Genomic DNA, 13752 nt, shown 5'->3' with positions numbered 1-13752 from the left:
ATGCTCTAAGCTCATCAATTTTTTACAAAACTTTGCTACAGCGTAAAGCTTACAGCATACAGCATCAAAAAAAATGAAATACGAAATTTTAGATAAAAAAGATACACGCAGCGGCTTCGGAGCCGGCCTTGCAGAATTAGCAGATACCAACCCGAATGTTGTCGCACTTTGCGCTGACCTCATCGGTTCTTTGAAAATGGAAAAATTCATCGAAAAAGCACCGGAAAGATTTTTTCAGGTTGGTATCGCAGAAGCCAATATGATGGGAATTGCCGCAGGTTTAACCATCAGTGGGAAAATTCCGTTTACAGGAACATTCGCTAACTTTTCCACTTCGCGCGTTTATGACCAGATCCGCCAGTCGATTGCTTATTCCAACAAAAATGTAAAAATCTGTGCTTCGCACGCCGGTTTAACTTTAGGTGAAGATGGCGCCACGCACCAGGTTTTGGAAGACATCGGCATGATGAAAATGCTTCCGGGCATGACCGTCATTAACACTTGCGATTATAACCAGACGAAAGCTGCAACTTTAGCCATCGCAGAATTTGAAGGTCCCGTATACTTACGTTTTGGCCGTCCGGTTGTTCCGGTTTTCATTCCGGAAGATATGCCTTTTGAAATCGGAAAAGGAATTCTTTTGCAGGAAGGAACCGACGTAACCATCGTGGCTACCGGACATTTGGTTTGGGAATCTTTGGTGGCCGCAGAAGAATTGGCAAAAGAAGGAATTTCGTGTGAAGTCATCAATATTCATACAATCAAACCTTTGGACGAAGAAATTATTCTAAAATCTGTCGAAAAAACCGGTAAAATCGTAACTGCCGAAGAACACAATTACATCGGTGGTTTAGGAGAATCTGTTGCAGGAATGTTGGCGCGCAAAAGACCGACTCTTCAGGAATTTGTTGCGGTAAATGACACTTTCGGAGAATCTGCAACACCGGCAGAACTCATGAAAAAATACGAAATTGATTCTGATGCGGTACAGGCTGCTGTAAAAAGAATTATGGCCAGATAACAGCCGTTAGAAATTTAAAAAAAACACGTCTTTAGGCGTGTTTTTTTTGGTTTTAGATTTTATGGTAACTTCATTTAAAAAATCTTTAAAACCGAAAAATCCTATTATTCATACCAAAACTCCTACAATTCAGCACTTAATTAAGATATTTTCGTGAGTCTAAATCCAAAACAATGACTAACAAACTACGACGTTCCCTGAAAATTTCATTTGCTGCTTTTTCATTAATTTTCGCTACAAATCTTTCCGCGCAGGAAACCGAACCATCACCTTTTCAAAATCCACCCGTGAATGTGGAAGTAATGCCAGGAACGCGCGGAATTTCTTTCCAGACCATCATCGATAAAAAAATAAAAAGCGTACCGAAACTCGGTTTTTTCAGCGTCACCGATTTCAATTCCGACTGGAATCAAGAGCAGCTTTCCGACCTTATGGTTTTGGGAAAAGTAACCGTGGATGTTTTTAAAAATGTAAGAGTTGGTGCAGGTTTCCAAAGCACGCCCGGCGGAATACGTCCGTCTGCGGCCATTATTTACACTTACGCGAATCCGGAATGGCTGGTGATTGCAATGCCGCGCGTGGACCTCAGCAAAAATGCGACTTTTGAAACGCTGGGAATTGTAGAATACAAAACGGAAATCAATGAAAACTGGCGCTTTTATTCGCGGCTTCAGGGAACATATGTGCACGCGGTTTCCGCACATTTGCATGCGCGAAGCTATCTCCGTGCGCGCGCCGGTGTAACGCATAAAGAATTTACTTTCGGTCTCGGCGCTAATATGGAATATTACGGTCCGCTGAAACACAACGAAAATAATTTCGGTGCTTTTCTGCAAGTTGCGCTGTTTTAAAAAAAATATTCTGCTTTAAATTCCACCGAATTCCGGTGGATTTTTTTTTGAAAAATTTGTCGATAAAAGGTGGTAAAAATTTTAAATTGAAAATCTTTAAATTGAAAAAATGAAATCTATCGATTTGAATTTAATTATGTAAATTTATTTGCGACTTAGTATCATTCTGATTGACATGGTAGTAAATACTTAATATTATTACAACCAGAATTTTTTTAAAATCTTACAAATAAAAAGGATTATTATTTATGAACCCATTTTTCTTGGAAATATTTAGGCGTATCGCGTTTTGGTTTCCCATTCTTCTTTTCATTTATATAAAAGATGACATTGATGTATATAAAGTAATTGGGAATATAATTTTAGCGTTATTTCTAATTTTTGCCTCAAATATATTTACTAATAACAAAGTGAACCGCTTTGTGGAGATTGCAGGTATTGTGTTTTTTAATGTAATAATGTTTGTGCAAATCGGGCACTTCTATTTATTTAAGGACATTATAGCTGCGTCAACATTTTTTATAATTTTTGATACAAATATCAGCGAAGCGAAAGATTTTTTATCGATGTATATTGATTGGGGAATAATGACCATCATAATTTTATTAACTTTAGTTTGTTCGATCAGCATTTTTTTAAGCGTAAAAAATTCATATAAAGAAATTAAACCCAAATATAGTTTCGCGATTATTTTTTTTCTTTTTATTGTGCTTTTAAATAACCAGATTAGGGGAAATACATTTCCTCATATTTTTTATTCAGCGGTGAAAGATTACCGGTACGAAAAAGAAATGTTTAATAAAGTTACAGAAAATAAATTGGGAGGTGATTTTTCTAATGTAATGTACAACGGAAAAAGTAATGAGGAAATATCGGTTTTGATAATAGGTGAGTCTACAACCAGAGATCATATGCAATTGTACGGATATTATAGAAAGACGAACCCCAAACTGAATAAAATAAAAGAAGACCTATTGATTTATAATGACATTATTTCTCCCAACACTCATACTGTCCCGTCATTAAACAAGGTCTTAACTTTAGCCTCACATGAATTTCCGAGTAGGAAATACGATGGGTCATTAATTCAACTCTTTAACAAAGGAGGTTTTAAAACGTATTGGCTTTCAAACCAGAAACCTATGGGTCTTTATGACACCAACGTAACGATTTTTTCAAAAAATTGTGACGAACAAATTTTCGTAAACGCTACATACTATTCATTAGATGAGCGTGTTTTACCACCTCTAAAAAAAATACTTAACCAGAAGTCAGCTAAAAAGTTCATCGTCATTCATCTAATGGGGAGCCATGGTGAATATGAGAATCGATATCCACCAACATTTCAAAAATTCGATTCAAAACCTCGTACTTCTTTTGAGGTCGCTCGGGCATTTAAACTGATAAATACTTATGATAATTCAGTATTATATAACGACTTTATAGTTAATGAAATTATAAGAGAAGTTAAAGCGATAAACGCAAAATCATATGTTCTTTATCTTTCGGATCATGGCGAGGAGGTTTACCAAACAATGGCGCTGAAGGGTCACACCGAAACTATTGGCACAAAACCTATGTTTGATATTCCATTTATTCTTTGGCGCTCAAAAAAATTTAAACTGGAAGAAGAGAAATTTGTATATGACACCAACAGGAAATATATTTCTGAAGATTTAATATACACATTAAGCGACCTTTCTAGTTTAACTTGGAAGGAATTTGATTCCACTAAAAGTTTAGTAAATAAAAATTTCGTCTCTAGAAAACGGATAGTTTCAAGAAAAAACATTGATTATGACGCTTTTTTCCATCATAAAAAATAATCGGTTAATATTAGTTACAGCCGTATGCTTTCTAATATTAACATATTTGCTACTGAGTTTTCAGATGCTTTTTTTCAAGTGTATCTTTACCTCGAAAATCTGGGCACATCGCGTAAATAGTATTGAGAAATTTGAAGAAGCTCGAAAAAAATTCCCGGGAGTCGAACTGGATCTTGTTTTCGACTCTGTAAAAAATAATTTTGATGTCAATCATCCGCCGGCAAATTCTATTGACTTAAATTTATTTGATTATTTAAATTCCAACAAAAATTATAAAAACTTGGGGTTATGGCTGGATTTTAAAAATTTGAACGTAAATAATAAGATCCAGTCTTCGGTTAAATTAGATTCAATTGTTCGAACTTTAAGCATTGAAACTGCAAATATAATTGTAGAATCAAATACGCCGAATTTCTTGAATTCATTTAAATCAAAAGGTTTCAAAACTTCCTATTATTTACCTTGGGAAATTTCCAGTCTGAAAAATGAAGAATTATCATCAGAATTGACTTTTATTAATAATTTAATTATTTCTAGGCAAATAGATTATATTTCCTCAGATGTAATAGATTATAAATTCATGAAAGAGAAATTTCCATACGCTGAAATAATAACATGGATAATCGACAATCCGGCACCGATAACAAACCTATACACTTTCAAAGTATCAGTTAGCAGCTTTATTCGAAATTTGAAAGTTTTAAGCGATGAGGATGTGAAGGTTGTATTATTTGGTTTTAAAGCAAAGGCAGGAAATCGATAAAGTCTCTGAAAATATATATCAAAATTGATCTAAAAAAGATGTCGATTGCTCCAAAACCCACCATTTACACCATCGGTCATTCTACCAGAAGTTTTGAAGAATTTCTGGCGCTGCTGCAGTCATTCAACATAAAAGTTTTAGCAGACATCCGAAAGATGCCGGGTTCGCAAAAGTTTCCGCAGTTTGATCAGGACGAACTTAAAAGAACTTTGGAGGAATATGGAATTCAATATGTTTATCTCGAAAATTTAGGCGGCAGGCGAAAATTATCTGCAAGTTCGAAAAATACAACGTGGCGGAATAAATCTTTCCAGGCCTACGCAGATTATATGGAAACCAAATTTTTTGAAGTTGGTGCTGAAACTTTAAAAGATTTTGCCGCAGAAAATCCTACAGCAATGATGTGTTCCGAGGCGGTTTGGTGGCGCTGTCACCGATCCATGGTTTCGGATTATTTTAAATCCCAAGGTTGGACGGTGCTTCATATTATGTCGGAAGGAAAAGCAACTGAACATCCGTACACTTCTCCCGCGAGAATTGTAGATGGAAAGCTGTTTTATACGCCGGAAGAATAAAATTAAGCGGTTTTAAAATTGAAAAAATAGCCGTTAAAACGGTAAATTTTTCGATTTTGGAAAATCGTCAGAAAGTGCCCGAATAGCCGGGAAAAATTTTCGCTGAGAACTTCTAATCAACGGCTGCTTTTATTAAATTCATAAATTTTCTCCGTTTTATTAAAGTTTCCGTAAATTTGCATCACCGCATTTCATCGGCAAAAGCAAAAAATACCGTGATAAAACGGCAACTTTTTTAATTTTACAATTTTACCTTGGAAAGAACAAAAATCGTTTCCCAACATTATTTCAAACTTATTTTAGCTTCTGTTTTGGTGGCTTTAGCTTCAGCGTTGCTGGCATTTTCGCTGAAACATCTCACTGAATTTTTCGAACATTTTCTATTTCAAAAAGTCAATAATTCTTACAGTTATCTGTTTGTTATTTTACCGACTGTCGGAATCACCGCTATCTATTTTCTGAGAAAATATGTCTTCAGAAACCGAAGAAATAAAGGGATTACCGAAATTTATAAAACGTTGGATCAGCGAAAAGATCATTTGCCGCTTTTTAAAATTCCGTCGCATTTCATCAATGGGTTTCTAACCGTGATCTTCGGCGGTTCTACAGGAGTTGAAGTTTCAACTGTTGTGGCGACAGCTACAATCGGGAATTACGCTTATGAACAGGAATTTTCAGCAAGAATGTACAAACGCGAACTGATTTGCGCAGGCGTGGTTGCAGGCGTCGCTATTTTATTTACGAGTCCGCTTGCGGGTTGGCTTTTTGCGATCGAGGTCATTGCCAGAAAAATGCGCAAATCGCTCGTCATTTCCTGTACGGCAGCAGCTTTGATCAGTTGGGGTTTTATCTACTTCTTCGATTCTGAAACCATACTTCACCGTGAGGTCAACGACTGGACTTACGCCGCGATTCCGTTTTTAATAATTTTAAGTATTTTGGGCGGAACACTTTCCGTTTATTTTACGTTAATGGTGACGCGGATGAAGAAATTATTCAGCAATATTTCAAATAATTTCATCAGAGTGAATCTCGGAGCCATCGCGGTGGGAACGATGATTTATTTTTTTCCCGGTTTGTACGGCGACAGTTACCACGGTTTGCGCGAAGTTCTGAATGAACCTTTAGCAGTTCCAAGCGTTTCCCTGTTTTTTTTGGTTGCTGTTGCGGTGCTGAAACCTTTGGCAGCTTCGCTGACTTTAGGTGCTGGCGGTGACGGCGGTGTTTTTGCGCCAAGTATTGTCGCAGGAGCTTTCCTCGGTTTAATGGTGGCTTTCATCGGAAACTCGTACTTTAATATGGATTTAATTCCGATCAATTTTGCTTTAATTGGCGCCGCTGCTACTCTTTCAGCATCATTGTACGCGCCGTTTACCTCCGTTGTTTTAATCTGTAATCTTTTACCGGGCGGTTATCAGCTGTTCTTACCGATTTTGGTTTGCTGTTTCATTTCATTCATAGTCGCAAAACTGATTTTGCCGTACAATGTCTACACCTACGACTTTTATCTAAGTTCGAAAACGCCATAAAAAAAGAAATCCATTTCAAAAAGCTGAAATGGATTTCAAAAAAAAAACAGAAAATTTAGTTAGAAAGTTTTTTCCAAAGCAATTGCTTTAGGGAAAAGGATATTGTTTTCCAGGTGAATGTGTTTATGAAGATCCTGTTCGAAATCATCCAACATTCTGTAAGTTACCTGGTAAGTTCCACATGCATCGTCCGGGAACTGGTAATTATTGGTAAGTTCTGCAATTTTCACAAAACGTTCACCTTCGGTTGTGTGTTCGTCTTTCATCATCGCAACCGGATTTTCTACCGTTCCGAAATGAGGTGTTACCAGAAGTTCACCGCTTGCTTTTGCAGCCACCATTTTTTTAATGAAAGGGAAAAGGATGAGTTCTTCTTTTTTCATATGTGCAGCCAGTTCCTGAGCACTTTCGGTAAATAATTTGGTAATTTCAAATAATTCCGGGTGTCTGTCGCCATGCACTTTGCATAATTTATTCAGATACTGAATAAGCACCGTAGAATTTTCTTCAACATATCTATGGTGCGTTTTTTCTACATAATCCGCAAGCAGATCCAGCGGCCAGGAATTAAAATCGATATTATCAGCTTTTGCTTCTGATACTTTTTCTAAATCCTTGTAAATATCTTCCGCAAGATATTTCTTGTTTTCACAAGCTTCTTCGATGGTTCTGTTTCCTTTGCAGCAGAAATCTATTTTGTATTTTCTGAAAACCTGTGCTGCGCGGAAATCTTCCGCAACCATTTCGCCAATTGTCTTTTCTGTCGTTAACATCGCGTATTGTTTAAAATTATGGTACAAATGTAAACATTAATTTTAATTCGGACAAATTTATCTTATTTAAAATTATATTTTTTTTCATTTTATTTTTTAGCCGCTATTTGGCAATATTTTTAAGACATCACTTCAGCCAGGCCAGGCCGTTTTCGGTACGAAGTGCAAGATCGTAAAAAGAATATTTCTGTGTCATAGCCGCAAGATTTTCCCGCACTGGTTTGAAATCGTTGTGTACTGGACACGGATTAACCGAAGAACATTTGTGTAAACCGAGCGCGCATTCGGTGAAAATCCCGTCACCATCGAAAATGCGAACGACGTCATAAATCTTGGTTTCTTTCTGCTTTGCAACATCAAAAATAAAACCGCCCTGCTTTCCTCGGTTTGAACTTAAAATATTTTCGCGGCACAACTGCTGTAAAATTTTCGCGGTAAAAGCTTCGGGAGCATCTACAGCGCTTGCGACCTCCTTTACATTTACACGATGGTCCTGCAGGCTTTTCTGTGCGATGTAAATGGTCGCTTTAATTGCATATTCGCACGCTTTGGAAAACATTGGATTTAAATTAAATTATTTGAAAAACTGCCACTTCGGAATAATCACGAACAGTCCCAGAGTGCAGTACAAAAACATGTTGGTGACGTCTGTGTACAGAAACGTAGACAGGAAATAGTTGTGCGCCAAAAAGTGCGTGATCAGCGCGACGGGAAATAATATAACCGCAAATTTTCTGTAAAAAAAGATGAAAATAACCGCCAAAATCATGAGCGCATCCACCAGAAAAATAAAATAGAAATAGCCGGTTGGAATGTTGATCTGCTGATGTTGAGAAAATTCATCAAAATCAATACCTATTCCCATCACCGTGAAAAGCAGAAGCGCGGCAAGTGCTAAAACAAAAGCGAGATCTTTTTTCGGAGATTCGTCCGCAAAATTTTCGTTCATAATGGTAAAAATAAAAAAACTTTTGATAAGATATCAAAAGTTTTGAATATTGTTGATTCAAATTAAAGATTAGATAGAAACCGCCTCGATGAGTCTGTTTTTATCTGAAATAAATTCTTCCATTGAAATCATACTTTCAGTTCGCATTACGTCCTGAATGTCATCGATCTGGTAAATGATTCTCTTTGCATCCTCGGTGTTTTTCGCGCGGATTTTGCAGAAAATGTTGTATTTACCGGAAATAACACTTGCTTCAGTAACGTTCGGAATGGTGGTAAGTTCTTTTAAAACTTCCTGTGTACGGTTAGATTTTGTTAAAAGAATGCCGATATAAGCGGTAAAATGGTAATCCAATTTCCCGTAATCGATGTTCAGCGACGAGCCTAAGATAATGCCTGCATCTTCCATTTTTTTAACACGCACGTGAATAGTCCCTGCAGAAACGTCCATTTGTTTGGCGATTTCTGTAAAAGGCATTCTGGTATTTTCCACTAAAAAATCCAGAATTTTTTTATCTATTTCGTCTAGTTGGTAGTTCATATTTTTGTATTGATAATTTTAGAAGTACATTGGTAATAGTTCTGCAAATTTACAACAAAATATGAAACTGAAAAAATTTATTGAAACATTAATAAATTTTAACTAAAAATTGATTATACCCCGTAATATCTTTATTTAATTGTATCGATTTTAACGGATTCTGTTTTGGCACCGGATTTTCCAGACTGTGGAGTTTTCTCTTTTTTCTTTCTTTTAAAGATAGTGTTGAAGCTTTTGCTGTAAACCACACCCACACCATAGCTTTGATTAGCACCGGCATTTGCTGCAGCCGTGCCGTTCAGACCGATGTTAGTAGGTTTGGAATAAGCACGCAGCAGACGTGAACCGTCGTTTTTCTTAGACCAGTCATACTCGATGATGCCTTCTCCGGAGAGATAATCTGAACCGGTATTTTCGGATTTCGAAATTGGTATTCCTAAACCTGTTTTTACCGTAACGCGCGGTGAAAGTGCAAAACTTACACTTGCATTCGCGCGGTCGCCGGTGTTGGAACCTGCGTCCCCTTTCAGATAGTTTAGGTCCACCTGAAATTCGTTACTGATGGTATTTAAAACTGAACCGAGCTGCTTGAAAAGCATATTATAGCCCGAAGTTTCCAACGTATTTCCTAAGTTAATATCAAATGCGGAATTGCCAACGTTAAAGCTGTTCATCACCAAAACAGAGCCGAACTGAATAATTTTTTCGTCCTCATTGCTCATTTTTTCCGCAAGTGTCTCTTTTAAATTTGAAGAAACATCCTGCGCGGAAACGCCAAGCACAATTTTCGGATTGTTTAAGGTTTGTGTAATTTTGGTAGAAAGCAAAACATCAATAGGCTGCAGACTTCCCATATTCAGATACTGACCGGCGTTTGTAACGGTTCGCAGATACGTTGCATCAATGTCAAGTTGTGGCGCTATTGGATCACCATCCCACCGGATTGAACTTCCTTTTGTAATGTGGAAAGTTCTGTTCAGAATCGCTTTGGAAACGAAAGTTCCGCTGTCCACGAAATAATTTCCGTTCATCGAAATCGCGCCGGTTCGGCTCATAACAAAACGTAACCTTTCAGAATTTCCGCGAACGCTGATGTCACCGATATCGTCGCCAACCAAAACGTTTACCGTGGTTCCTTTATCAACCGCCAAACTGAAATCAACATTCATATTGGCGCTTGTTTTTTTCTTTTTCTCTACCGAAATTTCACCGTTGTCGTCGCGTTTTAGAAAGCGCAGCATTTTAAACTCTTCAACATTCGAGGTAGAATTTGAATTAAATGTAAACACCGAATTATTAAGCGCGCGCATTTCCGGTGTTGAAATATTTAAAGCAGAGACTGGTCCGTCGACGTAGAGCGTTCCCGTTCCGTAAACGCGACCCCAGAATAAATCGTAATCTTTTTGCGTGGTGTTCAAAAGCATGAGATTGTCTGCACGTAAAACTAAGTTGACACCCATTGAAGACAGCGTTTCAAACTGAATCGCCCCAGAAATCGAACCTTTAGAATTGCTTCTGCCGTCGCTAATACCAATGTCATTTAAAATCGCCAAACCTTTGGAAAGTGAAATCACGGTGTCATCCAGCGAATAATCTACACCGGTAAAATCCAGTTTTAGCCCGAATTTTTTCAGTGCGATATCACCGCTATAATCAATGTCGCTCAAACTTCCACTAATTTTTAAATCACCAAAAGCTTTTCCGCGTAGATTTGAGAAAATTCCGGTCACAAACTGTTGTGCGAAAGCCACATCAAAATCGTTCATTTTTGCAACCAAATCCAACGTTGGTGAAGCGGTATTATTATTAATGGTTCCGGTAAGATGCAGATCATTCGCACCAATCAGACTTCCAGTAGCGGACTGCACTCTTACGTCAACATCAAAAACATTCGGAATTGCGCTGTTTTTTGTTTCAATCTGGATTTTGCCCATGGCTTTTCCGTTCATGAAAATATCATTGATATCCATGTTTATTAACGGCTCCAGATTGTTTTTATCCATTTTTATATTGAAAGTTCCGTTGGCAACGCCTTTCAAATCGAGCGTATTTTCGTTTTGAATGAGCGCCATCACTTTTGCAATGTCCAGATTGCGGACTTCGCCTTCAGCAGAAAAATCTTTAGCAGATTTGAATATAGATTTCTCTAAAAACAGCTCACTTGTATCGGAATAAATACGAAGATTCTGAATGAGGAAATCGCCGGTTTTCTTTCTATAAGTAATAGAATGATTTAACGCCGGATCGGTATCGATATTCCAGGCAACATTGTTGAAAGTAACAGTTGTAGGTTCAAAACGGAAAACATAATCGCCGGCGCCGTCAGTGGTTTGGTTGATGTTGATGGCGTAATCTTTCAGCTCTTGTTTTATTTCTTCTTCCGGCGTGCCGTGTTTAAAATTCGCTGCGATGTGCAGAACACGGTTATTTTCGTTGCGTCCGCTTAACGTGATGTCCTTCAGAATATTCTGGTTGTATTCAATCCGGTTGATTTTTGCATAAATCTGCTCGTCCAGATTTGCTGTGTTAATTCTGATCATCAATTCGTCAATTATTGCACTGTCACGGGTCGTTTTATCTCTTTCAGTAATCTTATAGTCAGGATTTGCTTTCGCCAAAGCCTGGTCTGCCGCCGTAATATCTTCTTTTTTGGTCATCAGATACTTCAGCTGCGACGCGTCAACATTCAAAACCAAATTGTTCGAATTTCCATCAAAAGAACCGTTTACACTAGCACCTTTTGGAATCCGAAGATCCGGCATAAAATAATTTACCAGATTTTGCTCCACATCGAAATCCATTGTAAAGTGCTGCCCGCGATAAATTTTTCTCGGTGCCGGACCAACCAAAATTTTACCTAAACCGTTTTGAACCATTCCGGCCAAATCACCCAAATTAAATTTGCCTGCAATTCTGCCGTTTACAGCGCCAGGTGCATCTACTGAAACAATGCGGTTTCCATTTTCAAAAAAGGCTTTAACAGTGGCATTAGGAATGTGAAATTTCTGGCTGTTTGTGGCAAAATTTACATTTGCAAGTTCAGCGTCCAAAGTAAGGTCGTTAATGTTGGTCATTGAAAGTGTACCATCCACTTTTCCACTCACGGCTTGTGTTCCCTTCGCACCGGTGAAAAAATTCAGGTTTAAATAATCAACATTTGCATTGATATCAGCATAAAGTTTTGAAGTGCTGAAATCAATCAAACCTTTTGCCTGCGCTTTTGCCTGCGCGTCATTCACATTGATAATTCCGTTATATTTCCGGTGATCCAGCACGCCTTCGAGATAAACATTGTGCACGAATTTATCCATAATTTCAATCTTAGAAATTTGCGATCTCGTGCGGAGTTTCATCGTGTTAACATCAAAACTTTGCCCCTGAACATTGAATTTTCCACTGATCAAACCAACCTGTTTGCTTTTGGTAATCACCGAAGTGTTGAGGTCGTTTACTTCAGCGTAACCCCGGTATTTTGGTAAATCGGTACTGTAATCATCCAGATAAAAATTGTTGATTTTCGCCTGACCAATTCCCGTAATCAAGCGCCCGTTCGGAACATAAACCTGTTTTGGATTTACCCGCGCGGCGCCGTCGAATTTCAAGCGTCCGAAATCATCAGCAAAGTTTTTCATTTTCGAAGAAATAAAAGTCGGCATCATGGCTTTTAAATCTTTGTAAGTGAAATCCGTAGAAAGTGTATTGGTTTCGATTTGAAAGTTGTCTTTTAAAATATTGGTAACTTTCATCGTTTTGGTTTTGATGTTCACCGATGGATTTCTCACCAAAAAATTATCCAGATAAAATTTATTCAGCGGGCCGGTCATATTCCCCGAAACATTAATAGGTTTATAATTGTCCCAATCGGTTACAAAATAGCTGATGTCGTAACCGCTGAGCTGGCTGCCTTGCATCAAAGTCATATCCCAGCGGACTTTATCGGAAAAATCGGAAAAAGTGCCATTATTAAGGCTTAATTTTAAATCGCCCTGCAACAGCGAATGATCCGTATTGAAGGTCATATCTTTCAGTGAAAGAAAGTCATCGGTAAGCGAAAAATCTGCTGAAAAAGTATCTACAAAATGCTTTTTACCATAGCGCTCCGCAGTGAATCTCAGACTGTTAACTTGCGCAAAAACATTAGAACCGTTTACCCGAAGTTCCGGAATAACCAGGTTTACATTTTCAGCTTTTAACCACTGCCCTTCTTCGGTGTTTTCATGATTTTCAGAAAAAATAGATATTTTGGAGTCAGAAACAAAAATCCTGGATTTTAGCTGAAAAGGCTCTTTAGAAGTTGTTGGCGAAGGCGTGTTAAATAAATCTACAAAACGGATAAAATTCGAAATACTATCGTTTTTATAGGTAATAACCTTCAAATCCATTTTCTTCAGCGAAAGAGACTGAAACTGCAAGTTTCTGGAATTGCTCAGAATTTTAAACCAGTCGGAATCCGCATACAGTTCTTCAGCTTTCAGAAATTTAAAACCTTTATAATCTTTGATAGCAACGTTGTGAATATGGATATCGCCGAAATAATTTACATCTACACTTTCAAAAGACATCTGCGATTTCATGTCTCTGTTCAGTTTCTCGATCACTTTCTGAGCTGCCCAGTTTTTTGTTGCCGGTAAACTTACGATAACAATGAAAGAAGCAACCAGAAAAAGCGCAGTCCAGAAAAGAATCAGCAAAAGTTTCGCCCACCACGTGTAGCTCGTAACATCTTTCGCGGCCTGATGCACAAATTCTCCCGCAGTTTCTCCCGGTTTGTTAATGGCGTCAGATGCCAGGTTGGCTGCGCCTTTCACGGTTTCTTTTACCGTGTTCTGCACATTTTCCACCCCTTTCTGCACCGAGTCACCAAGGTTTTCCGCGACCGATTTTTTATCTTCGTTATCGTTATTATTCTCTAAATTTGCCATTGT

Annotated in this window: 11 protein-coding genes; 6 read left to right on the top strand and 5 right to left on the bottom strand. The window is 37.9% G+C overall.

The window, feature by feature from the left end; genetic code table 11:
• Positions 1-73: 73 nt before the first annotated feature.
• The 6 genes from OA84_RS05730 (at position 74) to OA84_RS05705 (ending at position 6565) form a co-directional block, all read left to right on the top strand.
• A complete protein-coding gene (locus tag OA84_RS05730; protein WP_039343676.1) occupies positions 74-1021 on the top strand; it encodes a transketolase family protein in 948 nt (315 codons plus the stop codon).
• Positions 1022-1194: 173 nt separating this feature from the next.
• A complete protein-coding gene (locus OA84_RS11390; RefSeq protein ID WP_039343674.1) occupies positions 1195-1872 on the top strand; it encodes a hypothetical protein in 678 nt (225 codons plus the stop codon).
• A 248-nt stretch (positions 1873-2120) separates the two neighbouring features.
• Positions 2121-3698, top strand: coding sequence for a sulfatase-like hydrolase/transferase (locus OA84_RS11190; protein WP_052252131.1), 1578 nt, complete (start codon positions 2121-2123; stop codon positions 3696-3698).
• On the top strand, positions 3670-4461 hold the full coding sequence (locus OA84_RS05715) for an FAM151A/B family protein (RefSeq protein WP_156965041.1): 792 nt from the start codon (positions 3670-3672) through the stop codon (positions 4459-4461). The genes OA84_RS11190 and OA84_RS05715 overlap by 29 nt, the downstream gene beginning before the upstream one ends.
• A 38-nt stretch (positions 4462-4499) precedes the next feature.
• Positions 4500-5036 carry a DUF488 domain-containing protein gene (locus OA84_RS05710; protein ID WP_039343670.1) on the top strand — a complete coding sequence of 179 codons (537 nt, stop codon included), beginning with the start codon at positions 4500-4502 and terminating at the stop codon, positions 5034-5036.
• A gap of 254 nt (positions 5037-5290) precedes the next feature.
• Positions 5291-6565, top strand: coding sequence for a chloride channel protein (locus OA84_RS05705; RefSeq protein WP_039343667.1), 1275 nt, complete (start codon positions 5291-5293; stop codon positions 6563-6565).
• A 59-nt stretch (positions 6566-6624) separates the two neighbouring features.
• Here the strand turns inward: OA84_RS05705 and ric are convergent, their stop codons facing one another.
• The 5 genes from ric to OA84_RS05680 form a co-directional block, all read right to left on the bottom strand.
• A complete protein-coding gene (ric, locus tag OA84_RS05700; RefSeq protein ID WP_039343666.1) occupies positions 6625-7338 on the bottom strand; it encodes an iron-sulfur cluster repair di-iron protein in 714 nt (237 codons plus the stop codon).
• A gap of 127 nt (positions 7339-7465) precedes the next feature.
• Positions 7466-7897, bottom strand: coding sequence for an RrF2 family transcriptional regulator (locus OA84_RS05695; protein WP_039343656.1), 432 nt, complete (start codon positions 7895-7897; stop codon positions 7466-7468).
• Between the two features lie 15 nt (positions 7898-7912).
• Positions 7913-8287 (bottom strand): hypothetical protein, encoded by a 375-nt coding sequence (locus OA84_RS05690; RefSeq protein ID WP_039343653.1) that lies wholly within the window; start codon positions 8285-8287, stop codon positions 7913-7915.
• Between the two features lie 69 nt (positions 8288-8356).
• Entirely contained in the window at positions 8357-8827 is a 471-nt protein-coding gene (locus tag OA84_RS05685) for an Lrp/AsnC family transcriptional regulator (protein ID WP_039343650.1), read from the bottom strand.
• A 131-nt stretch (positions 8828-8958) separates the two neighbouring features.
• Positions 8959-13749 carry a translocation/assembly module TamB domain-containing protein gene (locus OA84_RS05680; RefSeq protein WP_039343648.1) on the bottom strand — a complete coding sequence of 1597 codons (4791 nt, stop codon included), beginning with the start codon at positions 13747-13749 and terminating at the stop codon, positions 8959-8961.
• Positions 13750-13752: the final 3 nt, after the last annotated feature.

Origin of the sequence: Kaistella solincola (assembly GCF_000812875.1) — a bacterium.
GTDB lineage: Bacteria > Bacteroidota > Bacteroidia > Flavobacteriales > Weeksellaceae > Kaistella > Kaistella solincola.
Note: the sequence above shows the minus strand (reverse complement) of the source record. Positions and strands in the feature narration are given on the sequence as shown.

What these genes read in the sequence shown, in the direction of transcription:
- OA84_RS05730 (WP_039343676.1), top strand. Translation starts at nt 74, where the DNA reads ATGAAATACGAAATTTTAGATAAAAAAGATACACGCAGCGGCTTCGGA.
- OA84_RS11390 (WP_039343674.1), top strand. Translation starts at nt 1,195, where the DNA reads ATGACTAACAAACTACGACGTTCCCTGAAAATTTCATTTGCTGCTTTT.
- OA84_RS11190 (WP_052252131.1), top strand. Translation starts at nt 2,121, where the DNA reads ATGAACCCATTTTTCTTGGAAATATTTAGGCGTATCGCGTTTTGGTTT.
- OA84_RS05715 (WP_156965041.1), top strand. Translation starts at nt 3,670, where the DNA reads ATGACGCTTTTTTCCATCATAAAAAATAATCGGTTAATATTAGTTACA.
- OA84_RS05710 (WP_039343670.1), top strand. Translation starts at nt 4,500, where the DNA reads ATGTCGATTGCTCCAAAACCCACCATTTACACCATCGGTCATTCTACC.
- ric (WP_039343666.1), bottom strand. Translation starts at nt 7,338, where the DNA reads ATGTTAACGACAGAAAAGACAATTGGCGAAATGGTTGCGGAAGATTTC.
- OA84_RS05695 (WP_039343656.1), bottom strand. Translation starts at nt 7,897, where the DNA reads ATGTTTTCCAAAGCGTGCGAATATGCAATTAAAGCGACCATTTACATC.
- OA84_RS05690 (WP_039343653.1), bottom strand. Translation starts at nt 8,287, where the DNA reads ATGAACGAAAATTTTGCGGACGAATCTCCGAAAAAAGATCTCGCTTTT.
- OA84_RS05685 (WP_039343650.1), bottom strand. Translation starts at nt 8,827, where the DNA reads ATGAACTACCAACTAGACGAAATAGATAAAAAAATTCTGGATTTTTTA.
- OA84_RS05680 (WP_039343648.1), bottom strand. Translation starts at nt 13,749, where the DNA reads ATGGCAAATTTAGAGAATAATAACGATAACGAAGATAAAAAATCGGTC.